21 protein-coding genes and 1 tRNA gene are annotated in these 24,011 nt (G+C 49.0%); 9 read left to right on the top strand and 13 right to left on the bottom strand.

From position 1 onward, the window contains the following. The first annotated feature begins 70 nt into the window (after positions 1–70). The 4 genes from GBAG_RS05090 (at position 71) to GBAG_RS22900 (ending at position 1,817) form a co-directional block, all read left to right on the top strand. Positions 71–394, top strand: a complete 324-nt coding sequence (locus tag GBAG_RS05090) for an antibiotic biosynthesis monooxygenase family protein (protein WP_034493946.1) — start codon at positions 71–73, stop codon at positions 392–394. Continuing rightward, positions 387–779, top strand: coding sequence for an amino acid-binding protein (locus GBAG_RS05085; RefSeq protein WP_034493945.1), 393 nt, complete (start codon positions 387–389; stop codon positions 777–779). Before GBAG_RS05090 ends, GBAG_RS05085 begins: the two co-directional genes overlap by 8 nt. Continuing rightward, positions 776–1,486, top strand: a complete 711-nt coding sequence (locus GBAG_RS05080) for an ArsR/SmtB family transcription factor (protein WP_034493944.1) — start codon at positions 776–778, stop codon at positions 1,484–1,486. Before GBAG_RS05085 ends, GBAG_RS05080 begins: the two co-directional genes overlap by 4 nt. Before the next feature lie 181 nt (positions 1,487–1,667). Next, positions 1,668–1,817 carry a hypothetical protein gene (locus GBAG_RS22900; protein ID WP_167333330.1) on the top strand — a complete coding sequence of 50 codons (150 nt, stop codon included), beginning with the start codon at positions 1,668–1,670 and terminating at the stop codon, positions 1,815–1,817. 45 nt (positions 1,818–1,862) lie between these two features. On the opposite strand, the gene GBAG_RS05075 is transcribed toward GBAG_RS22900, so the two are convergent. Next, the gene (locus GBAG_RS05075; protein ID WP_034493942.1) at positions 1,863–2,693 is read right to left on the bottom strand and encodes an alpha/beta fold hydrolase; all 831 of its coding nucleotides are present in this window, start codon (positions 2,691–2,693) and stop codon (positions 1,863–1,865) included. Between the two features lie 289 nt (positions 2,694–2,982). On the opposite strand from GBAG_RS05075, the gene GBAG_RS05070 reads away from it, so the two are divergent. Next, positions 2,983–4,359 (top strand): GntP family permease, encoded by a 1,377-nt coding sequence (locus GBAG_RS05070; RefSeq protein ID WP_034493941.1) that lies wholly within the window; start codon positions 2,983–2,985, stop codon positions 4,357–4,359. A gap of 156 nt (positions 4,360–4,515) precedes the next feature. Beyond that, the gene (rnk, locus tag GBAG_RS05065; protein ID WP_034493939.1) at positions 4,516–4,926 is read left to right on the top strand and encodes a nucleoside diphosphate kinase regulator; all 411 of its coding nucleotides are present in this window, start codon (positions 4,516–4,518) and stop codon (positions 4,924–4,926) included. A gap of 53 nt (positions 4,927–4,979) precedes the next feature. Here rnk and GBAG_RS05060 read toward each other — a convergent pair whose 3' ends face one another. The 6 genes from GBAG_RS05060 to folD form a co-directional block, all read right to left on the bottom strand. After that, positions 4,980–10,547 carry a DUF3320 domain-containing protein gene (locus GBAG_RS05060; RefSeq protein WP_034493937.1) on the bottom strand — a complete coding sequence of 1,856 codons (5,568 nt, stop codon included), beginning with the start codon at positions 10,545–10,547 and terminating at the stop codon, positions 4,980–4,982. 348 nt (positions 10,548–10,895) lie between these two features. Beyond that, entirely contained in the window at positions 10,896–11,912 is a 1,017-nt protein-coding gene (gene malI, locus GBAG_RS05055; RefSeq protein WP_034493936.1) for a Mal regulon transcriptional regulator MalI, read from the bottom strand. Between the two features lie 86 nt (positions 11,913–11,998). Further along, the gene (locus tag GBAG_RS05050; RefSeq protein ID WP_034493934.1) at positions 11,999–13,498 is read right to left on the bottom strand and encodes a PTS transporter subunit EIIC; all 1,500 of its coding nucleotides are present in this window, start codon (positions 13,496–13,498) and stop codon (positions 11,999–12,001) included. 197 nt (positions 13,499–13,695) lie between these two features. Next, positions 13,696–14,223 carry a metal-dependent hydrolase gene (locus GBAG_RS05045; RefSeq protein ID WP_034493933.1) on the bottom strand — a complete coding sequence of 176 codons (528 nt, stop codon included), beginning with the start codon at positions 14,221–14,223 and terminating at the stop codon, positions 13,696–13,698. 89 nt (positions 14,224–14,312) lie between these two features. Continuing rightward, the gene (gene ybcJ, locus GBAG_RS05040) at positions 14,313–14,525 is read right to left on the bottom strand and encodes a ribosome-associated protein YbcJ (RefSeq protein WP_034493931.1); all 213 of its coding nucleotides are present in this window, start codon (positions 14,523–14,525) and stop codon (positions 14,313–14,315) included. A 1-nt stretch (position 14,526) separates the two neighbouring features. Then, the gene (gene folD / locus GBAG_RS05035; protein WP_034493929.1) at positions 14,527–15,393 is read right to left on the bottom strand and encodes a bifunctional methylenetetrahydrofolate dehydrogenase/methenyltetrahydrofolate cyclohydrolase FolD; all 867 of its coding nucleotides are present in this window, start codon (positions 15,391–15,393) and stop codon (positions 14,527–14,529) included. A gap of 187 nt (positions 15,394–15,580) precedes the next feature. Between folD and GBAG_RS05030 the strand changes: the two genes are divergently transcribed. Then, positions 15,581–15,657, top strand: a tRNA-Arg gene (locus tag GBAG_RS05030). 65 nt (positions 15,658–15,722) lie between these two features. On the opposite strand, the gene GBAG_RS05025 is transcribed toward GBAG_RS05030, so the two are convergent. The 3 genes from GBAG_RS05025 to GBAG_RS05015 form a co-directional block, all read right to left on the bottom strand. Then, positions 15,723–16,904, bottom strand: a complete 1,182-nt coding sequence (locus GBAG_RS05025) for a MalY/PatB family protein (RefSeq protein ID WP_034493928.1) — start codon at positions 16,902–16,904, stop codon at positions 15,723–15,725. Then, positions 16,901–18,367, bottom strand: coding sequence for a Na+/H+ antiporter NhaC (nhaC, locus tag GBAG_RS05020; RefSeq protein ID WP_034493926.1), 1,467 nt, complete (start codon positions 18,365–18,367; stop codon positions 16,901–16,903). The genes GBAG_RS05025 and nhaC overlap by 4 nt, the downstream gene beginning before the upstream one ends. Before the next feature lie 145 nt (positions 18,368–18,512). After that, on the bottom strand, positions 18,513–19,517 hold the full coding sequence (locus tag GBAG_RS05015; protein ID WP_034493924.1) for a LacI family DNA-binding transcriptional regulator: 1,005 nt from the start codon (positions 19,515–19,517) through the stop codon (positions 18,513–18,515). Positions 19,518–19,672: 155 nt separating this feature from the next. On the opposite strand from GBAG_RS05015, the gene GBAG_RS05010 reads away from it, so the two are divergent. Continuing rightward, positions 19,673–20,071, top strand: coding sequence for a hypothetical protein (locus GBAG_RS05010; RefSeq protein WP_034493922.1), 399 nt, complete (start codon positions 19,673–19,675; stop codon positions 20,069–20,071). 89 nt (positions 20,072–20,160) lie between these two features. Then, entirely contained in the window at positions 20,161–21,024 is an 864-nt protein-coding gene (locus GBAG_RS05005) for a MurR/RpiR family transcriptional regulator (RefSeq protein WP_034493921.1), read from the top strand. A 1-nt stretch (position 21,025) separates the two neighbouring features. Here GBAG_RS05005 and GBAG_RS05000 read toward each other — a convergent pair whose 3' ends face one another. From GBAG_RS05000 to GBAG_RS04990, 3 genes are read right to left on the bottom strand one after another with little or no spacing between them, the layout of a single operon-like run. Further along, complete coding sequence (locus GBAG_RS05000) at positions 21,026–21,628, bottom strand: 2-dehydro-3-deoxy-6-phosphogalactonate aldolase (protein WP_034493919.1); 603 nt, start codon at positions 21,626–21,628, stop codon at positions 21,026–21,028. Continuing rightward, on the bottom strand, positions 21,615–22,478 hold the full coding sequence (locus GBAG_RS04995) for a 2-dehydro-3-deoxygalactonokinase (RefSeq protein WP_034493918.1): 864 nt from the start codon (positions 22,476–22,478) through the stop codon (positions 21,615–21,617). Before GBAG_RS04995 ends, GBAG_RS05000 begins: the two co-directional genes overlap by 14 nt. Next, positions 22,475–23,965, bottom strand: coding sequence for a sodium:solute symporter family protein (locus GBAG_RS04990; RefSeq protein ID WP_034493916.1), 1,491 nt, complete (start codon positions 23,963–23,965; stop codon positions 22,475–22,477). Before GBAG_RS04990 ends, GBAG_RS04995 begins: the two co-directional genes overlap by 4 nt. Positions 23,966–24,011 lie beyond the last annotated feature (46 nt).

The raw sequence follows: 24,011 nt of genomic DNA, 5'->3' as shown, positions 1-24,011 counted from the left end.
TCGGTGTCTGCCGAAGCATCTCACTTTTATCGGTAATAACCTGGCTGAACTTTGACACAGGAGAGAGCCAATGATTGCCGTACTTTTTGAAGCAGACACCCAACCTCAGACGCAGGAACGATATCTTCAGCTTGCCGCAGAACTGAAGCCCTTGCTGGCAGACATCCCCGGATTTATTTCTATTGAACGATTCCAGAGCATCAGCACGCCTGGAAAAATTCTTTCGCTTTCATGGTGGGAAAACGAGGACGCGGTACTCCAGTGGAAATGCAATGCCATGCATCGAGCGGCGCAGCAGGAAGGCAAGCAGTCGATTTTTTCGTTTTACAGAATACGCATTGCCAACGTAGTCAGAGATTACTCGTCTGAAAAGGGAGAGCAGGCGCATGTTTGATATTCACGTCATCTTCACCAACTCCTGCGGTTCACTCGCCTCGCTCGGCAAATTACTGGGTATGAATGGCGTCGGTCTTGAGGGCGGCGGTGTTTTCTCTGTGCCCGACGCAAGCCATGCTCATTTCCTGGTGGAAGACGGCGAGAAAGCCCGTAAAGTTCTGACCGAAGCCGGTTTCGACGTTCGGAATGTGTGTCGCCCACTGATAAGAAAATTACTTCAGGAGAGGCCTGGGGAACTGGGGGAAATAGCGGCGGCCATTGCTCAATGTGGCATAAACATTCTGGTACAGTATAGCGATCACAATAATCAGCTTATTCTCCTTACCGATGATAATACCCGTGCCGCCGAGGCAACACGCAAATGGGAAATACCGACTCAATGAGTCTTCTGAAAACTGAAGTTGACGACAACCTGGCTGATTCACTTGAAAAGTCTATGTCGCTGGTGGCTTCCGCAATATCTGCCCCCTCGCGGGTCAGTATTTTGTGCGCGCTGATGGATGGACGGGCGTGGACAGCGACAGAACTGAGCGCGGTAGCAGAGATTGCCGCGTCGACTGCCAGCGGGCATCTGACCCGGCTTCTCAACAGTGGGCTGATTATCTGCCTGACACAGGGCCGCCATCGCTATTACAGCCTTGCGGGGCAACATATTGCCGGGCTGCTGGAAAACCTGATGGGGGTTTCCATGCACCCACGCATTTCTCCTACGCCCCGCACGCCGGTAAACATGCGTTATGCACGTACCTGCTATGACCATCTGGCGGGAGAATTGGCGGTGAAAATTTACGACTTCATGCTGCGGGAAAAATGGCTTGAGGCGGATGGCAACGCGCTGACACCAGAGGGAAAATCTCAGCTCCAGAATCTCGGGGCCGTGCTCGATCCACATCCACGCCGCAAGGCCTGCTGCCCGTGCCTGGACTGGAGCGAAAGACGTTTCCATCTGGGAGGAGATGCAGGTTCAGCATTAATGACGCTTCTTCTACACAAAGGCTGGATAACCCGCACGCCGGGATATCGTGAAGTGAATATGACCGGTAGCGGCGCGATTGCCATGAAGAAATTGTTCAGCCTGAATCTGCCTTAGCCGCTCTTTTTAAATCGCGCTTATACCTAAAAACTGCTTCTACTCAAAAATGCTCCCATTATTGAGGCCGCCGCACTGGCGGCCGACAGTTCCAACAAACACTGAACACAAAAAACAATCAGTTCACTATTAGTTCCGGGTTTGTAGTCATATGCTTTGTTTATCAAAAGTGGAGGTGACTATGAACACAACAAAACGTTTTTTAATGCAGTTAAAAACGCAGTTCGAACGCGAAGACCAGGCGCATAAATTGTTAGGTTTGATTTGGCTTTCACCACAGCAACGTTATGAAATTTTGAAAGAAATTATGTTGCCGGTCGCGGCGAAATGAAAATAACTGAACGGCGGGTAAAACTGATTTACCCGCCGTATGACGCTAGCCTTTCAGAAACTCCAGCAAATCCGCATTGACCCGGTCTTTCTCCGTGGTGCAAATACCGTGCGAACCGCCTTCATAAACCTTGAAGATAGAGTCTGGCAATGTCGCCGCCGTGACTTTGCCGCAGGTCTCAAACGGCACTATTTGATCGTCATCACCATGAATCACCAGCGTCGGGATGGTCATTTTCTTTAAATCTTCGCGCAGGTCGGTTTCAGAAAACGCTTTAATGCAGTCGTAAAGCGCTTTAATCCCGCCCTGCATGCCTTGTTCTACAAAACTCTCTCTGACCCCTTCCGAGATTTCTGCCCCTGAACGGTTGTAACCGTAAAACGGCAGCGTCAGCTCTTTGAAGAAATCTGCACGGTTGGCACGCACGCCTTCGCGGATACCATCAAAAACGTCAATGGGCACACCGTTGGGATTAAAATCGGTTTTCACCATAATCGGCGGAACGGCACTGATCAAAACCGCTTTCGCCACGCGACTCGTACCGTGACGCCCAATGTAACGGGCAACTTCACCGCCGCCAGTTGAATGCCCGACATGAATCGCATCTTTCAAATTTAAGTGCGCCGTCAGTTCGGCCAGGTCGTCAGCATATTGATCCATATGATTACCGTCCCAGGTTTGCGACGAGCGACCATGCCCGCGCCGGTCATGAGCGATGACCCGAAATCCTTTCTGCCCAAGGAAAAACATCTGATCTTCAAACGCATCCGCCGTTAATGGCCAGCCGTGGCTGAATACTACCGGTTGCCCTTCTCCCCAATCCTTAAAATAAAGAGAACTGCCGTCCTTTAACTTGAGTTTGTCGAAATGGCTCATGATAACTCCTGTTCAGGTGATGGTCGTACGATGTGCCCAATTGAAAGGTGCATATACAGCGTAATTCAATTTTCTCACCAGGCAGGTTTATTTACGGTCAGCAATTGTTCTACTGCGGCTTGTGAGGGTTTATTTCGATAGTTTGACCTTGCTCCCAAAATGTTAATAAACATGAGGTAGTCCATTCCCGACAGCGTCATGTTACCGATATCATGTTACCGGTATCAGCAATCTGGTGAATTATGCTTAAAGCCTTTTTCACTTATAAAGTCGGCGCAGAGGAAAACATATGACCGAACTTACAGCCCATTACGGTGCAGGAACCCTGCTAGGGATCGCAGCCTGTGCAGTTCTACTCCTGCTTCTTCTCATCATGCGCTTCAAGGTGCATGCATTCTTAGCATTAACACTGGTGAGCGTTGTCGTAGCCCTGGTCACTGGCGTGCCATTCGACAAAATTGTCCCGACTATTTTGGGCGGTTTTGGTAGCACGCTGGCGGGCGTTGCACTGCTGGTTGGCCTCGGAGCAATGATTGGCCGTCTGCTGGAAATTTCCGGCGGCGCAAAAGTACTGGCTGACACGCTGGTTGGTAAATTTGGTTCGCACCGCGCTCCGTTGGCGCTCGGCGTGGCCTCATTGCTGTTTGGCTTCCCGATCTTCTTCGATGCGGGTCTGGTCGTCATGCTGCCGATTATCTTCAGTGTGGCAAAACAGTTTGGTGGTTCCACGCTTAAATATGCGCTGCCTGCTGCGGGTGCGTTTGCCGTCATGCACGCCTTGCTGCCACCGCATCCGGGTCCGGTTGCTGCCAGTGAATTACTGGGTGCAAACATCGGCCTGCTGGTGATTGTCGGTCTGGTGATCGCGCTCCCAACCTGGTATCTCGGTGCTTACCTGTTTGGCCTGTACGCGGGTAAAAAATTCGAAGTTCCTCTGCCTTCTTCTTTCCTCGGAAGCGTTGAAGCCGATCCTAACCACCAGCCGCCAGCGTTTGGTACCGTTTTATCCATCCTGATGCTGCCACTGGTTCTGATCTTCCTCGATACCGGCCTGAACACCGCGACCGTGCTCGGTTGGGTAACTGCCGATAACACCGTGGTTCAGTTCCTGCGTATGTTAGGTAAAACCCCTATCGCCTTGCTGATTACCGTGTTCTTCGCCCTGGCAGTGTTTAGCGGCCGCCATAGCCGTCAGCATCTGGAAAAAGTGTGTGATGGCGCGCTTGGCCCAATCTGCGGCATCATTCTGGTAACCGGTGCGGGTGGTATGTTCGGCGGCGTTCTGCGTGCAAGCGGCATTGGCGATGCGCTGGCAGGTATTTTGTCTGATACCGGTATGCCGGTGATTGTTGCCGCATTCGTTATCTCTACCGCTCTGCGTGTGGCACAAGGTTCGGCAACAGTTGCGCTGACCACCACTGCGGCACTGATTTCCCCGATGGTCGCAGCAACTCCTGGCCTTAGCCAGTTCGACCTGTGCTTTATCGTGGTGGCGATTGCTGGCGGCGCAACCGTGCTGTCTCACGTGAACGACTCCGGTTTCTGGCTGGTCGGCCGTTTCCTTGAAATGGACGAGAAAACCACGCTGAAGACCTGGACCGTGATGGAAACGCTTATCGGGACTATCGCCTTCCTGTTCGCTTTGGTCGGCAGCATTATTCTGTAAACGGTAGTTTGTGACTGATGTCACTTTAAACTATGGGCTAAGCTCAGTATCATCACTACAGACCAAACCCTCACTCTTACCGGTGAGGGTTTTCTTTTGTAAGGTCCTCATCAGGCATATGACTGCCTGCTATTTACACGGAGAGAAACGAGAATTATGTCCAGACCAGCCATTATCATTAATGAACTCGATGCCGAGCGTATTGACCGTTTGCTGGAGCAGCCACAATTTGCCAACCAGCCGGTAGCAACCGTGCTGAATGCCGAACTGGACAGAGCGGAAATGCGTAAGCCTGAAGATATTCCGGCTGATGTTGTGACGATGAACAGCCGCGTGAAATTCCGCGATTTGTCCTCGAAAGAAGAGCATGTGCGCACACTGGTTTACCCGGCAAACCTGACAGACAGCGATAACCAGCTTTCAGTGATGGCGCCCGTTGGAGCAGCGCTTTTGGGTTTACGTGCCGGTGCGACGATTAACTGGACGTTGCCAAACGGCAACCAGACACATCTCGAAGTGCTAGAGGTGCAGTACCAGCCAGAAGCGGCGGGTGAATATCACCGTTAATGAAAATAAGGGCTTAATTTTCATTAAGCCCTTAAACACATCAAAACAGTAAGTTACTCAGTCGTAGATATTAATTTATTTTCCACAACCATTGCTTCATCCCGCAATAGAAGACTGTCTTCGAGAAGGCCCTCAAGAATATCTAATATTGCTTTACGCAATACACTACTGGTCGATTTAAAACCTAGCATTCTCGAAATTGATACAACAATCTCATCATCAGTAGCCCCCAAATTATTCTTAACTACCTGGACCACTCCGACGGCAATTTCTTTTGGAGGAAGCATTTCAATCTTTCGCAGCCCTAAAGACTCGACATTCTGGCGGTTTCGAAGAGCAATTATCGATTTCTGGTGAATTAAAAACTGACCGTCTCTGATAATGTCCCCTTTTTTACACACAAGATTGGCCGCTCGGTCGACTACAGACTCAATCCTTGCGCCTGTTCTCTGTAATCCCCAAGCGGTTCTAATTCTCGTAACAACTTCACTGAAGTGCACCGGTGATTCGATTTCAATTATTTGTTCAACTAATTCGGTCAGGATCCCTAAAGGTGTTTCATGCAGTTCATAATTTAGGTGTGCGACTGGTTTAGCTTCAACGTAATCCAGCGAAGCAGTAGCAATAACATCAGCATCAACCAGTCCAATTTCAACGACGGGACCTCGATCGACCGTTATAATATCGACAGGAACTGCGCGGGAACGATTTTGAGTTCTTTCTGAACGTTCTGACAATTCTCTTTTTGCAGATTCAATTGCCTGCAATGTTCGCTGCAATTGTTCCGCTGGCCGTTGGAACCAATCAGTGCTCCAGATCCTATGAATAATCCATCCATGATCTTCGAGGACAGCCTGGCGTAAGCGATCTCGTTCTCGCGCAGAACGGGAGGAATGGTAAGCTCGTCCATCGCATTCGATACCCAGCAAATATCGACCCGGCATTTCAGGATCGGCAATCCCCAGGTCAATAAAGAATCCAGCAATACCAACCTGCGGATGAACCTGGAAACCAGCTTTTTGGATAGCGTCAGCTACTTGTTCTTCAAAGATGCTGTCCATTTCTCTTTCTGTACGCTGAGCTAAGGAAATTTTGCCGGTTCGGGCATATTGCAAAAAGAGTTTGAACGCAACTACCCCTTTGCCCTTTGCTCTTTCCAAATCAATATCTTCGTCAGTAATTGAAGCGAATACCTCACAACGTCGTTTCGCACGGCTAATCAAAACATTGAGTCTTCTCTCCCCGCCCTCTGAGCCGAGGGGACCGAACCGCATAGCCATATATCCCTGAGGATTCCTGGCGTATCCTACTGATATCATAATAACATCACGCTCATCACCTTGAACGTTCTCAAGGTTTTTTACAAAGAATGGCTCACTAAGATGGGCGTTAAAAAACTCTTCTAAATCTGGATTCAGTCGGCGCAAAAGTTCGAGTTCATCCTGAATCACTTTACGTTGAGAAACTGAAAATGTAGCCACACCTAAAGACTGCTCTGGGTATTTACGGGCATGTTCCATGATTGCCAAAGCAACTTGTTTAGCCTCTACTGCGTTTATGCCTTTCCCTGTTTCAAAAATACCATCTACAACCGGACGAAATTGCAGTCCCATCCCTGCTTCCTGCGTGTAAGGACTCGGCACAATAAAAAGTTTATTCTCATAAAATTGAGTATTTGATACGGCTATCAAAGATTCGTGCCTACTGCGGTAATGCCATCTTAACATTCGCTGCGGTAACCCACGGGCAACAAACAACCCAAGAATACTTTCAATATCAGAGACTTGAGCAATATCATCCTCATCATCGTTTACGGACTCTGTCATTTTGGCAAAGAAGCGTGTTGGTGGAAGTTGGCGTTCATCACCTACAACGACAACTTGTTTACAACGTGCTATTGCACCGATTGCATCTACTGGTTGTATTTGACTAGCTTCATCCATAACTAAAAGGTCAAACTTTTGTTTTCCGGGGATTAGGAATTGAGCGACAGATAATGGACTCATCATCATTACAGGTTTTAGTGCCTGAATAGCAGATCCTGCCTTCAACATTAATTGTCGAATAGGCATATGACCTCTTTTCTTAACCATCTCAGCACGCAGAATCCCTACAGGACCGAATCCAGCATTTTTAGATGGGATTTGTCTATGATGTGTTCGTACTACTTCAAGGCTTGCAGCCTTGATTCGCTTGAGATCTAATTCAGCAAAGCCTGCAACCTGGCGAGAATGTAGCTCACCATCAAAACGAGCTAACTCAGGCTCTTTAGATACCATCATTTTTAGTAATGACTCAAAATACGACCGCTCTACTGATGAGATACATGAATCTAAACTAAGTTTCCCATTTGCCAGGCTTTCAACAACGTCACCCAATCCAAATTTATGCGCCAGAGAAATACGATGCCTATAAGCAACCCACTTGGAAAGCTGCTCCGAATGAGATATCCAAGTTTGTAACTTCTCATCCAGAGATTTTAAAGATATCTGGGCAACGGTTGTCACTCCAAATAATGTCTCAGGCTCAGAGCAAAATTCATTTGCTATCTGAGTGATTTGATTTGATATTTGCTCACCAGAATCCACAGCATCTTTTGCTGATTGAAGCACTGCATTGCAATCCGTTATTTTCGCAGCCACAAAACGTAAATCTGAATGTTTTTCAATCCAGTCAAATGCATGACAAAGTATCTGCAAATCGGAATGCTGTGCTTTCCAATCGGTGCCAAATGCATGCTCACCAACTTGACTTTCAGAATTGATCTGTGCAGCACGTTGCTGAAGCTCAATAATCTTCATGATCATCTGGCTTCGCTCGTCGATGCGTGAAGAAGGATTAAGCAAAACTTTTCGCGATATTACATCGATCCAATTTAACTTTTGGACACGCTGTTCAATGAAAATTAGCGAGACACGTGAGATAGAGAGCTGATTTGAAAAATACTCTTCGGGCGAGTGTCCAAAGGAATACCAAAGAACATCCAATTCTGTTCGAACTTGTTGCAGTAAATTGTTTAATTGTTGAGTTCTGAGCTTAATACCTTCCCTGTCAGCAAGGCGACCGGCCAATTGCCGGGCCTCGGCTCCAACTCCACGTAATGTTCTCATCCATTCAACTAATGCCATTAAAGATGAACTATTACTCTTTTCTCCTCGCCAATCAGTGCCGAAGGCTGAATTACCAAATTCATTATTTTCTTTGATAGTTTTCTTCGCTGCCTGGCCGCGGATTAGTTCATCTAACAACTGTATTTGTTGTTCAATTGGCAATGCTGAATTTTTGAGGAGAGAACCGACTAATGCTTTTGCCTTCCGCCAATCAGAATTGAAAAAGCGGAAGATCCCTGTATGGCTTGCAAGAGTATTTCTGGTCGCCAGTAAGTCCATTCCCCATGATGACTCGTTTATCTGATTTTCAATTGCGCTATATATGGAAGTGAATGTTGATATTGAATCTACTAGCTCTGCAGCTTTTTCTACGCCGTGATCCCATACAGAAGCAATAAAGGCATCTGGGCAGGCATCCGGGGCTTCCGCAACTCTTTCACCTAATGCAACAAGCCTCTCTATTTCCTGAATAGTACTAAATCCCTCGTGAGTACCGAGTTCTTCATGCAGGCGCATCGCGTCTTGAGAAAGCTTCTGTAACAGACTAAGTAAGTTTCTCGATGCAGAAAACCCATTTGAATCAAAATCTTGAGGCAACTTAGCGAGTGCATCACCCAACTCACCGAGTGGTGTTTCTATTTCACTTAAAACGATATACGACTCAACACTCTGATAAGCCTGTTGATACTCTCTAACATTATTAATAAGCTTTTTAACAGGAGCTAAATTTTCCTGCCAAATAGGAGAACTCAGTGCATCTGTGGAAATTTTAGGGGCATCTATTACAAATTCAGTAATTTCAACAAGACTTTCGAGATCGGATAATACAAGTGGCGGAGTAGTTGCTAGTTCACCAGCTAGATAAATAGTATCTGACTGTAGTTTTGTCACACTATTTTGCAAACCGCTTAATCGAGGAACTAGTCTTTCAACTTCTACTGGTAAAATTTCCTCAAGATTCACACCGTTCCATGGATGTTGGTCTGGTAAACCAATATCAGTGATCCTCTCAACAATCTCTTTAGCCAAATCAATCCTTTTGACAAAATCGTTTTGATTCCATTCTTCAAAATGATGCAGTTTTAAATCAGTGGGTGCCTGGCCTGCCTGACGCAAGCGTACAAGATGCCCCATGACTTGGTAAGGTGATAACTCTGCAGGATGATAAACTTTGTGAAGTCTTGTTGGGTGCTGATTTAGAGTGTCCCTTATAGCAGTTAAATTCTCTACAAGGACATCAGGAAATTCACCTCTGGGTGATCCTAACTCCCAAACTCGTTTTAATTCATCAAGAAAACCACGTTTATTGGCTTTATTACTATGTAATTCCAGACATGCATCGCCTACACCAGCCTGATCTAAACGACGTTTTACTACTTCAAGTGCCGCTAATTTTTCAGCAACAAAAAGAACTGTCTTCCCATCAGCAATTGCTGAAGCAATCACATTTGCTATTGTCTGAGACTTCCCCGTTCCCGGAGGACCTTGAATAACAAGGCTTTTACCTTTACGAACATCATGTATAGCTAATGTTTGTGATGTATCGCTATCCATGATATGCAGCATATCACGCGGTGGAATTAACGAATCTATTGGTGCATCATCCGGGAACATTTCATCTCTACAATCAAAACCATTAACCATAAGAGATTGGATAATTGGTTGATCTGTTATGCGTTCGTTCTCAGGCCAGTTTGCAGGATCAAGGTCGCGATACATTAGAAATTTTGAGAAGGAGAAAAAACCAAGAGTGATATCATTCTCCAATACTTCCCAATCTTTTTTTATAACAATAGAGTCGGCAACTTGGGACATATAACTAGAGATATCAAAATCATCATCCATATTCATTTCAGGTAAAATAATTTCATGTACCCGCTCTAAATAAGTTTCCAATGATAAATTTGGAATTATATCGTCTTGCCTAATTGTTAGTTTAAATCTTTCTCTGGCTGTGCCACGTTCGAGATTTACAGGCAACAAAACTATCGGTGCATACCGAAGATTTTCTTTATTGTTAGGATCGATCCATTTGAGAGAACCCAGAGTTAGGAACAGAATGTTTACACCCTGATCTTCCTCAAGAGTCCTTGAGTCATGGTACAGATCGAGCAACCGCTTCTGTAAGCCCTTTGACGTTAGGCGAGTCTGGAATTTTGTATCTTGATGTTCAGCTTTTAGTTCATAATTATCGTAGTTGACGTCAAAATCATATGTCTGTTCATCCGACTCTTCATTACTGCCTTCAGCATCGTTATCGTCAATCACTTCACCTTTTTTTCCTGCTCGGCCAGGAAGAAAAGTAAACGCTCGTCCTTCTTTCACCAGCAACCGATAGATTTCATCAGAACGCTCATCCACGATCTCAAGTTGCTTAGCTGTTTTAGTCCGTGGAATATTGAGAAGTTTGTTACGTGCTGTTAGGTCAAGAAGTTCTGTACGTGCTCGGTCAAGCTTTTGTTCTAACGATAAGCTGCCATTTTGAAAAGGTGAACTTTCATTATCAGACATATACATAGATTCCAGTACGTTGTTTTAGTGGATGACAAAATCATCCCCCACTCGGTGTAGTGAGTGGCCATTTGAAGTGTTTTTTTATGATTTATCTATCTTACTCCTTCTCCTTACTCAAGGAAAATTAGAATACATATCCTTAATTGACATCTAGTTTATAAAGAATTTCATATAGGTTTTAAATTTGACTTAACAAAAACTTTTATTACATGAATGCAACATGACTCACATTTTTGTATCCAACAACATCTTTTTCTGAATAAGTAGTGAAAGGCATTATCATATAACCCCCTCACTACCTTATGCTAAACGATGCTTTGGAGGATGTGTTTTTTGCTCATTTAGTTAAGCCGATTCCCGCTGAACCAACTCCCCGGAAATAATAATCTTCTGCGGCGGTAACGTCGGCTCTTTAATCTTGTTCACAATCAGCGTTGCGGCTTGTCTTCCCGCTTCTTCACTGGATGCCGAAACGTAGGTAAACCGTGGCGAAGTAAGATTAATGTTCATCATGTCTTCAAAACCAATCAACGAAACCTGCTGCGTTAAAAACACGTCTTTACCGACGGTACGCCCAACCTGCGCAATCCCATTCAGGCAGCCAATAATGGCCGAGGGGGAATGGCAAAGCATGGCGGTGATTTTGCTGTTTTTCTCAAGCAACTGGCGCGTTAAACGGGCCGCCGCTTCCGTATCATTTTCACAAACTGGCGCCCACTCTTCACGGAACGGTAAATCGTACTGCGCCAGCGCGTTGCGATAACCGAGCAAGCGTTCCTCGCGCATGAGATTTGCCGCCGTACCGCCCAGATAAGCGATATTGCGGTGGCCGCGATCGAGCAGATAGCGCGTCGCCTGGTTCCCGGCCTGGCGATTGTCTCGCCCAATCACGTCGCGATGGCTGCTCACCGTGGACTCCGCGATAATCACCGTCGGCAACGGGCATTCAGAAATAAGTGACGGAATCGAGGCTAAACGGTGGTTGGCATCCAGGTAAATCACCCCAGCCACACCTTGTTGCGTGAACGACGTTAAGCATTGTTGAAGCTGTTGCGTGTCATCCTGCGGATGGCCGAGAAACACCATATAACCTTGTTTCTCAAGGTAGTGAACTACACTTGCCATCACATTAACGCAGAAAGAATCGTTAAAATCGCGGATGATCAGGCCGATGAGATTGGAGGTGCTGGAACGCAGATTCGCCGCCGCGACATTATGGACATAGCCAAGTTGTTTAATCGCAGCATTGACCTTTTCGATGGTCGCCTCGGAGATCTTCCCTTTTTGGCGCAGCACCAAAGAAACGGTGGAGACAGAAACTCCAGCCAGTTGTGCTACATCAATAATATTGACCTTTTTCATCCCGTTCCTTTGCACCAAATATCCTTGTTATCAATACCATAAAGCCGCCCATAAACATATCGGCGGCTTGAAGGATGACGGGGAAATTATTTGCCAATCATTGTGGACATCGTCTGTGCGATAAACTGCGCTCGAGCACCAAATATCACCTGAATACCCGAATCACCGACAAACACCACGCCGCGCGCACCGAGACTATTCAGGCCGTCTTTATCGACATGCTCGCTTTTTTCCACTTCCAGACGCAGACGTGTGATGCAAGAACCGACGGAGTTAATGTTCTCCGCGCCCCCCAGCAGGCCGATAATATCCCCCGCCAGTTCGGTGTCCGTTTTGTCATTCGCGTTAGCGGTAACATCCGCACGGCCCGGCGTTTTCACGTCGAAACGGCGAATCACGTAGCGGAATGTGAAGTAGTAAATCAACGCCATTGGGATACCGACAATCACAGCCGACAGGAAGTTAGTCTGATAACCGTTGAACGAAGGCAAAATACCAAAGGAAATGTAGTCAATCATCCCTGCGGAGAACGACTTGGCGATATGCGCATGCAGCAAATACATACACATATAAGACAGCCCGGCCATAATCGCGTTGAACACATACAGAATTGGCGCAACGAAGATAAAGGTAAATTCTACCGGTTCGGTGATGCCCGTCAGGAAACAGGTCAGCGCCGCAGAGAACAAAATACCGGAGGCAATTTTCTTATTTTTGGTGTTCGCTTCATGGTACATCGCCAGACATGCCGCCGGCAGCGCGAACAACATCAACGGGAACTCACCTTGCATGAATTTACCGGCGTTGTGGTAGCTATCGCTGCTAAAGGATTTCACACCCTCCTCCAACATTTTGAACCAGATTGTCTGATCGCCGTGAATGACCTGGCCTGCGTTTGTGGTGTATTCACCAAACGAATACCAGAATGACGGATACCAGATATGGTGCAAACCCAGCGGGATCAGCGCGCGTTCAACCAGCCCAAAGATAAACGTGGAAAGTGCCTGATTGTCTCCGTTGACAATTACCGACAGCGAATCAATCCCCGACTGAATGTATGACCAGACCCACGGCAGCGCCATACCCAGTAGGAACGACAAGAATGCGGTCGCGATAGCCACAAAGCGCTTACCCGAGAAGAAGCCGAGGAATTCAGGCAACTGCATGGTGTGGAATTTGTTGTAGCACCACGCCGCCAGAATGCCGGAAATCAGGCCACCAAATACGCCCATCTGCAAGGTCGGAATACCGACCACCATGGCGTATTTTCCACCCGCCGCCGCCATTTCCGGCGTGATGTGTAAAACAGTGCCAATAGTCACGTTAATGATAAACACCGACACCGCCGCCGACAGCGCGGCAATCCCAGATTCCGCCGCCAGACCGACCGCCGAACCAATGGCAAACAGCATCGGCAGGTTGTCGAAAATCACCCCGCCCGCGTTCATCATTAACGGTAAATGGAATTTATCGCCAAAGGCCAGCAACAGACCCGCAGCCGGTAGCAATGAGATAGGCAACATTAATGCGCGGCCTATCATCGACAACTTAGATAACGATTTTGTAATACTGGATAACAAACTCATAGACAATCCCCCGGTGTTGACGCCGCTATCGCGTTTTCTGAATTTACGCGTTTTTATGCTAGGTAGAACGTTCTACTAGAACGTTCTACCTATACTGGCGAAACGTTTTTTGTCCGGCAACTAAAATCTGAGTTGTAGCCATACTGTTATCGAATATTTGAAGTTGCGCAGGTTTTAACCTGCGCAGTTGTGGGGATTTAGCGAAGATTTTTACGCAGAACGAAAATTAAAAATGCCATCAACAATCCCGGCAGCCAGACCCACTGAATTTCTGACCAGATGACGGCCTGCCCGCTCGGCTGGAGATAGCGTGAAAGCGCAAAAGGTGCGACACGAATCACCTGCCAGGGGGCAAAAAAGCGTTCATCTGACCACGGCCACAACCAGCCAACACCTTTGCCACCGGTCGTTACCGAGTCCAGCAAGCTATGCGAAAGCAGCGAAACGGTCAGGAATAACCAGACACGCAAAATGCCCGCCCGGAACCAGCGATAACCGAATAAACACAGCAAAGGCACCACGAACGCAAACAATAATGAATGAGTGAAACCTCGATGCCCAAAAGCATTGCCATATGCCACCCCAAATTTGAACGCCAGTACGTCGGCATCAGGCAACATCGCCAGCACAATACCGCCGAGCAACAAACGAGGTGGAATAATTTTTTTGCCAAACCCCAATCCTAAACAAATGGGAACGGCTGCGTGGGTAATTATGGTTGGCATAAGTTGCGTAGGTTTGTGAGTGAGAAATGGAGAATAGATCAGATTTGCCAAAAAGAAACGGCCCGTAAAGGGCCGGTTTCGGTGAGAAATTACGCTTGAACCGTAATACTCAGACTTTCAAAAACCACCGTCTGACCTGCAACGATTTTGCAGCGTTTGCGGGTTTCAACAACACCGTCAACTTTCACCAGACCTTCGGCAATCACCGCTTTCGCCTGTGCGCCGCTTTCACACCAGCCTTCCAGCTTCAGCAGATCGCATAATTCAACGTGTGGGTGTTTACCTAATGAGAAGGTTGTCATATTACTCTCCATCGACATCATGATATTCCTCGCAAGCCTGCAAGGTATTCTGGATAAGAGTGGCGACGGTCATTGGGCCAACGCCACCCGGAACCGGCGTAATATACGAGGCTTTGACGGCGGCTTCATCATAATTTACGTCGCCAACCACCTTGCCGCTCTCCAGACGGTTAATACCGACGTCCACGACAATCGCCCCTTCCTTGATCCACTCACCCGGAATAAAGCCAGGTTTGCCAACCGCGACGATGACTAAATCGGCGTTCTCGACGTGTTGACGCAGGTTTTTGGTGAAGCGGTGCGTGACGGTTGTAGTGCAACCCGCCAGTAGCAGTTCCATGCTCATCGGGCGACCGACAATGTTGGATGCGCCAATCACCACGGCGTTCAGGCCGTAAGTATCAATGCCGTAACGCTCAAGCAGCGTCACGATACCGCGCGGCGTACAAGGACGCAGACGCGGCGCACGCTGGCACAGGCGGCCTACGTTGTACGGATGGAAACCATCCACGTCTTTATCCGGGTCAATACGCTCCAGCACTTTTACGTTGTCGATACCCGCAGGCAACGGCAGCTGCACCAGAATGCCGTCGATTTCGTTATCCGCGTTGAGCGTATCAATCAATTCCAGAAGTTCTGCTTCGGAAGTGGAATCCGGCAAATCGTAAGAGCGGGAAATAAAGCCCACTTCTTCACAAGCCTTACGTTTGCTACCCACATAAATTTGCGATGCAGGGTTCTCGCCAACCAGTACAACAGCGAGTCCAGGAGCACGTTTTCCAGCGGCAATTCGGGCTTTTACTTTTTCAGCAACTTCAAGCCGTACCTGCTGCGCAATCGTTTTACCGTCAATAATCTTTGCTGCCATCAGTCAGAGGATTCCGTCTGTAATCAAAAAGGAGGGGGATTGTTTCTATTTTGTCAGAAGCCAGGCTCGCTGTCAGGCATTGTTAAGCCTTTATGCTCAAATGTCCGGCAGGTGATTGAAAAGCCATTGACTCAAAAGGTACTGACCGTATAATCCGAGTCCGCAATGCTTCCGAAAGGAATACAGTGCGCCCTTAGCTCAGTTGGATAGAGCAACGGCCTTCTAAGCCGTAGGTCACAGGTTCGAGCCCTGTAGGGCGTACCATTTCGATTCGAAGAGAAAAGACGCCCGAAGGCGTCTTTTTTTATGTCTGAAATTCACAGCAACAATTATTGCGCCCCAATCCTCAACAACCCGTTAATTGCTTGTTCAAGATAGCTGCGCGGGCACCCCAGATTGATACGGATAAAACCAGAACCACCAGGGCCAAATCCACAACCCATGGAAGGCGCGATTCCGGCGATATCAGTCATGACATGTTTTAATTGTTCATCGTCTAACCCCAGCGCCCGGCAATCTATCCAAACTAAATATGTGCCTTGCGCGGGAACAATCCGCAGCCAGGGTAAATAACGTTCTACCTCGGAAACAAACCAGTCACGGTTAGCGGCCAGATAAGCCAGTAATTCATCAAGCCATTGTTCTGCCCCGTTATATGCCGCAGTTGCCGCCTCCATTGACAGCGCATTAAATACATCCAGACCATGGGCATTTAAACGATCAACAAATTGTCCTTTTAAACCTGAATTGGGAATCAGGAAATTTGAAATCCGCAGCGATGAAAGGCCAAAGGTTTTACTGGCTGATGTTGCGGCAATCACTCTTGAATGCCAGCGAGCGTCAAGATGCAAAACGGAGGTAAACGTTGAGCCAGGTAATAGCAAATCAGCCCAAATCTCGTCTGAAAGCACCATGACATCGTACTTTTCGCACAATGCCAAAAGCTGGGTTAGCTCTTCTTTACTCCAGCAACGCCCAGTAGGATTGTGGGGATTGCACAAAATAAACAGTGGCGGGCGATATTCACTAAAAAGCATTTCAAGCTGCGCGAGATCCATCACATATCCCGCTTCCAAATCTTCTTGCAGCGGGTTTTCGAGTAGCTTTCGCTGATTGAGCTGGATTATTTTGGCAAACGATCCGTAATACGGCCCCTGAACAACGACGTTGTCCCCCACCTGACTCAGCATCTGCACTAGCAGCGAAAGCCCAGGCACCACGCCTTCAATACTGCAAATCCATTCAGGCTTAATCGTGAGTTGGTGGCGGCGCTCAAACCATCCGGTCAGCGCCGAGTAGTATTTTTCGTCCCGTTCGCTGTAACCAAACACACCGTGCTCAACACGTTTGTGGAGCGCTTCCAGTACATTAGGTGGGCATGCAAAATCGTAATCAGAAACCCACATCGGGAGTAAGTTTTCAGTGTCCATATTCTGATAACGGTCGATAAAATCCCATTTTACCGAGCCGGTCGCATGGCGGTTAATTACCTGGTCAAAGTTTGTTTTCATCGTGCGACTCCCTGCTCAGAACTCTCTACTGGCGCGGTTGCCAGAACCGGTGCTTTTGCGATTCCAAATCCGGTAAAACCGTAAATCAGCGCAAAGAAAATGGCGGAGTAGCACTGAACAGCCCACGGTAAAAAATCCAGAGTGCTCACGCCAAGCGTGGATGCCATATAGACACCAGCCGCTGTCCACGGAATCAGTGGTTCAATAACGGTGCCGGCATCCTCGATGGTACGGGACAAGTTTTTGGTATCTAACCCCATGCGGCGATAGGCATCTTGATAAAGCTCAGCAGGAACCAACAGCGCCAGTTTGCCGTCGCTCGTTGCCGCTGTAACCAGAATCGTCGTGCCGATAGTGGCCGCGATCAGTTGCCCTACACTATGAATCACCGTCAATAAGCGGTTGATAATAATGGTGAGTGCGCCCGTGAGCGTGAGCGCTCCGGCAAAAGAGAAGGCACAGAAAACCAGCAAGATTGTGCTCATCATCGAGAACAAACCACCGCGATTCAGCAGACGTGGGACATCCGCGATAATCCCGTCAGTCCCTTGCGGGAACATGCTGATGTTAAAGCCGTCCATAAACGCATCCAGCCCTTGCTTCAGGCTTAAACCCTGCAACAAGATGCCCAAAATAATGGCTAAGACACAGGCAATCAGCATCAATGGGATCACTGGCTTTTTGCTGATAGCCCCCCAAAGCACAATAATCGGCGGCAAAATCAAGACGATATTGAAATTATAGAGGCCATCTAACGCGCTGATGATATCTGTTACACGCTGCGGAGTGGCAACTTCACCCATCATGCTGCTGTGTCCTGCCACAAGGTAAACAATCGTGGCCAGAATGAAACTCGGGATGGTGGTGTACATCAAATGCTGGATATGCTCGAACAGCGTCGTATCCGCAACAATCGCTGCAAAGTTGGTTGAGTCTGAAAGTGGAGATATTTTATCTCCGAAGTAGGCACCGGAAACGACGGCACCTGCGGCAGCAGCCAGCGGAACATCAAGCCCTGCAGCAACCCCCATCAGCGCCACCCCTACCGTTCCGGCCGATCCCCATGACGTTCCGGTACACACTGAAACCACGCTTGTCAGGAAAAACGCCGCAATCAGAATGTATTGGGGACTTATCAGTTTAAGCCCCCAATACACCATATAAGGAATGGTGCCACTGAACATCCAGGTGCTGATAAGCCCACCGACGCAAATCAAAATCATAATGACGGGCATCGCTTTAGCCAGTTTTGCCACGATGGACGTAATCACATCGTCCCAGCTGTATCCCTGCCACCAGGCAAGACCTGCGGCAATGGCCGCAGAACAAAGCAGCAGCGGTTCAATGCGTAAGCCCATCACGCCGTAGCCGACGATAAGCAAACCCAGCATCATGACGATGGGGAGCAAAGCCAGTCCAAAAGAGAGCGTTTTTTTATCGCTGTGTCGTTCATTCGCTTTCATGATTATGTTCCAGGTATTGTTGGTACGCTCAGAATAGGGGGAACAGTGCGAGGCAAATGTGACGGGCGGGATGCTGCCATGTAACCGCATACATGGCATATGAAATTACGACATACATCACAAAAATGCCGTTGACGATCTGATTTCACTTTCGATTCTTAATCACTGAATCTCGTTCGATAAGTTCGGCATCAAAGCGTAATGAGCGCGGCGGCGGCGTATGTTGCTGATACAACTGAATAGCGAGCAGTGCCGCACGCCGGGCCATCCGTTCAATGGGATAGTGCATGGTGGTTAACGCCGGGAACAGGTAACGCGCAAGAACGACATCATCAAACCCCACCAGCGACAATTGCTCAGGGAGCTTAATCCCACGCTGATGAAGGGCGCGCATCATACCGGCCGCCATCACATCATTGAAGGTAAATGCCGCAGTAAAAGGAACACCACTATCGAGCAACTTTCGCGCGGCGCTTTCCCCGCCCTCTTCGTTAAACGGCACGCTAATAATCCAACTTTTCTCAGGCGTAATTCCATATTCAGCCAGCGCTGAACGATAACCGTCCAGACGCTGCCGCCGATCATCAATCGGTAAATCGGAGGTAATACAGGCAATGCAACGATGACCATTTTCCAGCAAATGCCGCGTCGCTTTGTGCGCAGCACTTTGGTTATCGAGCCATACACAGCGTGGCGCTATCGAAGGAATGTAGCGGTTAACAATAATCATGGCCGGGGTATGAGCGCTGTAGCGAATCAAATCTTGATCGGGCAAACGGGTGGCGTGAACAACAATGGCTTCGCAGCCCTGGTTAATCAAAAAGTCTAAGCCTGACTTTTCAAGCTCTGCCTGATGCCCGCCACTGCACACCATTAAGCGAAAACCCTGATGACGGGCAATTTCTTCAACACCTCTGGCAAGCCTTGCAAAGAATGGGTCGGCAAGATTGCCGGTTAACAAACCCAGCATGTTGCCGCTGCGTTTGGCGAGAGCCAACGCCGCAGCATTGCGCCGATAGTTCAGCTCACGCATCGCTTTTTCCACACGTTCCTGCGTAACAGGTTCAACGTATGAAGTTTGATTAATTACTCGGGATACCGTCGCCGTTGACACACCCGCCAACAGCGCCACCTCTTTCATTGTCGCCATATATTCACTGTATTGAGATGAGGAACGTAAATTCTTCGTGAACAACAACCCAGAACCACGCCGAGCATATCACTAAACTGGACTACCTTTATCAGATGTACCAGGGCAGAACGTGGGCGATTTCGCTGAGTTTCCCTTTTAATGGATGATGAAAAATGACTGATTCACTCCACCTTCCTCAAACATTCCCGATGCCTGAGATCCCAGGCGTGACCGTCCCACATGGTGGCCTGCATTTTCTGCAACCTGAGTTACTGCTGGATTTTATCAGCGTATCCGAACAGCCTCTGGCCTCTGTCACACCGGTTGCCGTCCTCTACTCCACGGTTGGCGTGCGCCAGTGCATCGATCTACGAAAAATCCCTGTCGCCATCAAAGGGCGAATTGTCTATCCCGTCAATTCTCTGAGCATGCCAAGTTTGCGCGCAAGGCTCATCATCAATGGGCCATTTAAGAAGCTGAAATTTCAAGGGACATTGATAGCAGCGACCGGAGAGCCTTCGGTGCAAAATATGACTCTCCTTGGCCTGGCACTGGAATTCACGACCGTTTAACTCAAAAACACCTGGCTATTGTCTGCCACAAATAACGCGTTCTATGGTACAAAGTACCAGCCATTTATTTACCATTTTCAGGGACGCGCATGCCTGTTTCCATCGACATTATCTCCTGTATCACTGACCGTTTTGTGGAACTGACCGCCACAGAAAAACGTATCGCGCAGTTCATTCTTGATGACGTGCAATCCGCCGCAACCTTGCCCATTGCCCAGATGGCAAGACTTACCGAGACCAGCCAGGCATCAATCACCCGCTTTGCACGCGCGATTGGCTGTAAAGATGTGCGCGAGCTGAAGGTGAAACTGGCCCAGTCCCTGGCGGTTGGGCAACGCTTTATTCTGGATGTGCCGGACCTCGAAGGCGTGCAGGGGATTTATGAAACTATCATTAATGTGCTGGATATTAACCGTCGCGCACTCAATCCTGAGTCGCTGAAAAAAGCAGTGGAATGGTTGAGCAATTCCCGGCAGATCCTCGCCATAGGCATGGGCGGCGGGTCAACGATTTGCGCCCAGGAAGTCCAGTTTCGCTTGTTTCGACTCGGCCTGCCTGTTGTCAGCCAGAGCGATGGTTTGCTGGTGAGAATGATGTGTTCTGCCGTGGTCCCAGGCGATGCCGTGCTGGCGCTTTCACTGGGGGGCTATACGCCAGAAATTATTGAAAGCGCGGCGATTGCCCGCCAGTACGGTGCAAAGGTTATCGCCATCACGCCCGCTGAAACACCGCTCGCACAAACGGCCGATATCGTGCTGCCGCTGATTGTGCGCGAAAATGACTACATCTTTAAGCCGAGCACCTCGCGCTACGCGATGTTAGCGATGGTTGATGTGTTGGCAACGGAGCTGGCGATGGCGAATAAAAGCCAGGCAAAAGACCGCCTGCGTCGTATCAAGCTGGCACTTGATAGCCACCGGGGTGGCGCTGACAGGCAACCTTTAGGTGATTAAGTTACAGCATAAACGCCGCCATAAATCGTTTCGCCTGAACGCGCGTAGTTTCAACACTCTGCCCGGCGCGGTATAAATCTCCGCCCAGCCCTGCCCCCGCGCAACCGGCCTGTAAATATTCCCCAATATTTTCTGGCGTCACGCCGCCAACCGCCAGCACCGGCACGGTTGGGGGCAACACGGCTTTTAACGCCGAAATATAAGCAGGGCCAAATGCCGATGACGGGAATATTTTCAGGCACTGAGCGCCCGCGTCCAGCGCGCTAAACGCTTCACTTGCCGTGGCGCAACCTGCGCACACCAGCATTCCGGCATCGACGGCCCGGCGTATCACCGTCGGGTTGGTATTCGGCGTAACCACCAGTTTGGCTCCCGCTTGCGCCAGGAAATCGACCTGCTCCACATTCAGCACCGTTCCCGCGCCGATACAGGCTTGTTCGCCATAAAGGCTGACCATTTGCGGAATGCTCTGTTGCCAGTCGGGTGAGTTAAGCGGGATTTCGATATAGCGGAACCCTTCCTCAATCAGCGCGCCGACGTGGGCGCTGGTTTCATGCGGGTGAATGCCCCGTAGAATGGCGACCAAAAGTTTAGCGTCTTGCATCTAAAATGCTCCTTATGCCTTGCTGGAATGCAGCATCGCCTGCAATTTCATCAGCAGTGATCCCGGCTTGCGCCAGCACCTGGCGATAGCGGCTGCATAGCGATTCGCTGCCCACTAGCGTCACGTTGTTTATAGCGAACTCACGACTGAGCGCCGCCACTTCTGCGCCAATCAACAGGCCGGAAAGCCAATCGCTGACCGACTCCGCCGGTATTTCTCCCAGAAGCCGCAAAGCACGCGCCTCAAATAAACGGCTTACCAGCGAAGGGGAATCCAGCCCGCGTTGCAAGCCGGCCTGAACTGCATCGTCATTGGCACGTTGCTCTGGCAAACCCTTGCCGATGAGCGAGTGGTTCATCAGCAGATAATGCAACTCGCCGGTCATCGCGGTGGCAAATTCACGCACCACACCATTATCGACCTGCACCCATTTGCTGTGGGTGCCTGGCATCACATAGCACCCGGCAGGCGCCAGATGCATCGCACCCAGCAGCTGCGTTTCTTCGCCGCGCATCACGTTTTGCGCGGTTTTCAGCCCTGGCACAATCCATACGTTTTCAGCCACTTCGCAAAGCTGCGCGCTGAGTTGATACAGTGAAAACGGGCAAGCCAGATAGGGCACGGGCTGCCAGCCCGCATCGCTGCCAATCATTCCTGCCATCACCACGGGAATGGCATGCTCTTTGCGCCACGGTTCAACATATCGATCAAACACCTGGCGCACCGTTTGCTCAGCCAGACGGCTGACGCCGCAAGGCTGTTGCAGGCTGTCAACACATTGTCCGTCGCGGTATAACCAGGCGCGCAAATGCGTGGAGCCCCAGTCAACGGCGATGTAATTGCCGTTCATCGCGCACCACCTGTCGCACGTTTTCCCAATGGTACGGGTACGGCTTCCGGCTGGTTTTCACGTTCGCGGGTGATCATTTCCAGTGCTTCTTCGCGGCTCATTTTGCTGGCCGGTGTCACCAGCGTGACCACCACAGACAACACCAGGCTTGCCAACACGGAAGGCACGCACGGGTTGCCCCAGAAACTCATCCAGCTTTCGTTTGCCAGCAAAATCATGGAGGTACCTGCCCCGCCTAGCAGCGCTGCCAGCGCACCTTGCCAGTTAAAGCGCGTCCAGAAACGCCCCAGAATCGAGCAGATAAACATGCCGGACATGATCATGGAGATCATTTTGGTGATGTAGCTAATGATGTCGTTCGAGGTCAGTGCGAACAGCAGCGCCAGGCCAATCACCAACACCAGGAAAATACGCGACATACGAATCGCTTTTTCAGGCGCAGGCATATGGCCGGTAATTAAGGTGTACAAATCGCGCAGCACGATAGACACCGCAGCAATCGCATCCGAGCTGCCCGAGGACATGTTCGCCGACATCCCGGCAATCAATACCAGCATCGCCAGCATGGGCGGCAGGACTTGCGTCGCAAACAAGAAAGCAAAACCACTGTTATCCAGCCCTGGGTTCATGGTGTACGCCGCCATACCAATAATAGCGGGCAGGAAGGAGAAGCCGAGGTATAAAAGACCTGTAATAACAAAGGATTTACGCACAGTTGCCACGGATTTTGCCGAGTAAATACGTTGGCGATATGAAGGGGTAGCCAGCACGCCGACGCCAATCACCATGGCCAGCGAGAACGCCGGTAAAATACCTAACTTATCAACGGCAAACAGACTTTGCGCTGCCGGGTCAACGGCCTGCTGAATATGGCTCCAGCCGCCAACATGGTGCACCGCCAGAACAGCCATCAGGATAAAGCCAATAAATAGAATTAATGACTGAACGGTGTCAATCCACACCACAGCGGAATATCCACCAATGCCGACATAAACAATAAAAGCCGCAGCAATAATAATTTTCGCCGTATTAATATCAATGCCACTTGCCCATGCCAGATATAAACCGCCACCTAAAATATGCGCACCGAGCCAGCCAATGGACGCAATAAAAATTAATATCGCCACCACATTTTTAATAATTTTACTGCCACCGGTGTAATAAGATATTTCTTCACTCATGGTCATAAAGCGCATTTTACGCACCGGCGCAAATAGCCAGGCCACCAGCAAAATACCTATCGCGCCGCCCAGGCCATATAGCATCCCCGCCCAGCCATTGGTGTAGCCAAAGCCCACTGCACCTACGCTTGAACCGGTACCCACCATGGTGCCAACGGTTGAGCCGAGGGTTAAAATCAATGGCATTGAACGGCCACCCAATAAAAAGTCGTCACCATTTTTTTGGTGACGGGAGACATACCAGCCGAGAGTAATCATCGCGCAGGCATATATCGCAAACCAAATCAGAAAAGACATATTATTCATGGCTCACTTCCAGGTTAATAATAAAGATGAAATTAGCCGCCTGAAA

The sequence above is a fragment of the Buttiauxella agrestis ATCC 33320 genome, from assembly GCF_000735355.1.
In the GTDB taxonomy this organism is placed as follows: domain Bacteria; phylum Pseudomonadota; class Gammaproteobacteria; order Enterobacterales; family Enterobacteriaceae; genus Buttiauxella; species Buttiauxella agrestis.
Note: the sequence above shows the minus strand (reverse complement) of the source record. Positions and strands in the feature narration are given on the sequence as shown.

Bases quoted from the DNA above. Each gene is read 5' to 3' on its own strand.
- GBAG_RS05025 (WP_034493928.1), bottom strand. From the start codon at position 16,904: ATGAAAACAAACTTTGACCAGGTAATTAACCGCCATGCGACCGGCTCG.
- GBAG_RS05090 (WP_034493946.1), top strand. From the start codon at position 71: ATGATTGCCGTACTTTTTGAAGCAGACACCCAACCTCAGACGCAGGAA.
- GBAG_RS05070 (WP_034493941.1), top strand. From the start codon at position 2,983: ATGACCGAACTTACAGCCCATTACGGTGCAGGAACCCTGCTAGGGATC.
- GBAG_RS05010 (WP_034493922.1), top strand. From the start codon at position 19,673: ATGACTGATTCACTCCACCTTCCTCAAACATTCCCGATGCCTGAGATC.
- GBAG_RS05000 (WP_034493919.1), bottom strand. From the start codon at position 21,628: ATGCAAGACGCTAAACTTTTGGTCGCCATTCTACGGGGCATTCACCCG.
- GBAG_RS05045 (WP_034493933.1), bottom strand. From the start codon at position 14,223: ATGCCAACCATAATTACCCACGCAGCCGTTCCCATTTGTTTAGGATTG.
- rnk (WP_034493939.1), top strand. From the start codon at position 4,516: ATGTCCAGACCAGCCATTATCATTAATGAACTCGATGCCGAGCGTATT.
- GBAG_RS22900 (WP_167333330.1), top strand. From the start codon at position 1,668: ATGAACACAACAAAACGTTTTTTAATGCAGTTAAAAACGCAGTTCGAA.
- GBAG_RS05005 (WP_034493921.1), top strand. From the start codon at position 20,161: ATGCCTGTTTCCATCGACATTATCTCCTGTATCACTGACCGTTTTGTG.
- GBAG_RS05075 (WP_034493942.1), bottom strand. From the start codon at position 2,693: ATGAGCCATTTCGACAAACTCAAGTTAAAGGACGGCAGTTCTCTTTAT.
- GBAG_RS05060 (WP_034493937.1), bottom strand. From the start codon at position 10,547: ATGTCTGATAATGAAAGTTCACCTTTTCAAAATGGCAGCTTATCGTTA.
- malI (WP_034493936.1), bottom strand. From the start codon at position 11,912: ATGAAAAAGGTCAATATTATTGATGTAGCACAACTGGCTGGAGTTTCT.
- GBAG_RS05080 (WP_034493944.1), top strand. From the start codon at position 776: ATGAGTCTTCTGAAAACTGAAGTTGACGACAACCTGGCTGATTCACTT.
- ybcJ (WP_034493931.1), bottom strand. From the start codon at position 14,525: ATGACAACCTTCTCATTAGGTAAACACCCACACGTTGAATTATGCGAT.
- GBAG_RS05085 (WP_034493945.1), top strand. From the start codon at position 387: ATGTTTGATATTCACGTCATCTTCACCAACTCCTGCGGTTCACTCGCC.
- GBAG_RS04995 (WP_034493918.1), bottom strand. From the start codon at position 22,478: ATGAACGGCAATTACATCGCCGTTGACTGGGGCTCCACGCATTTGCGC.
- folD (WP_034493929.1), bottom strand. From the start codon at position 15,393: ATGGCAGCAAAGATTATTGACGGTAAAACGATTGCGCAGCAGGTACGG.
- GBAG_RS05050 (WP_034493934.1), bottom strand. From the start codon at position 13,498: ATGAGTTTGTTATCCAGTATTACAAAATCGTTATCTAAGTTGTCGATG.
- GBAG_RS05015 (WP_034493924.1), bottom strand. From the start codon at position 19,517: ATGGCGACAATGAAAGAGGTGGCGCTGTTGGCGGGTGTGTCAACGGCG.
- nhaC (WP_034493926.1), bottom strand. From the start codon at position 18,367: ATGAAAGCGAATGAACGACACAGCGATAAAAAAACGCTCTCTTTTGGA.
- GBAG_RS04990 (WP_034493916.1), bottom strand. From the start codon at position 23,965: ATGAATAATATGTCTTTTCTGATTTGGTTTGCGATATATGCCTGCGCG.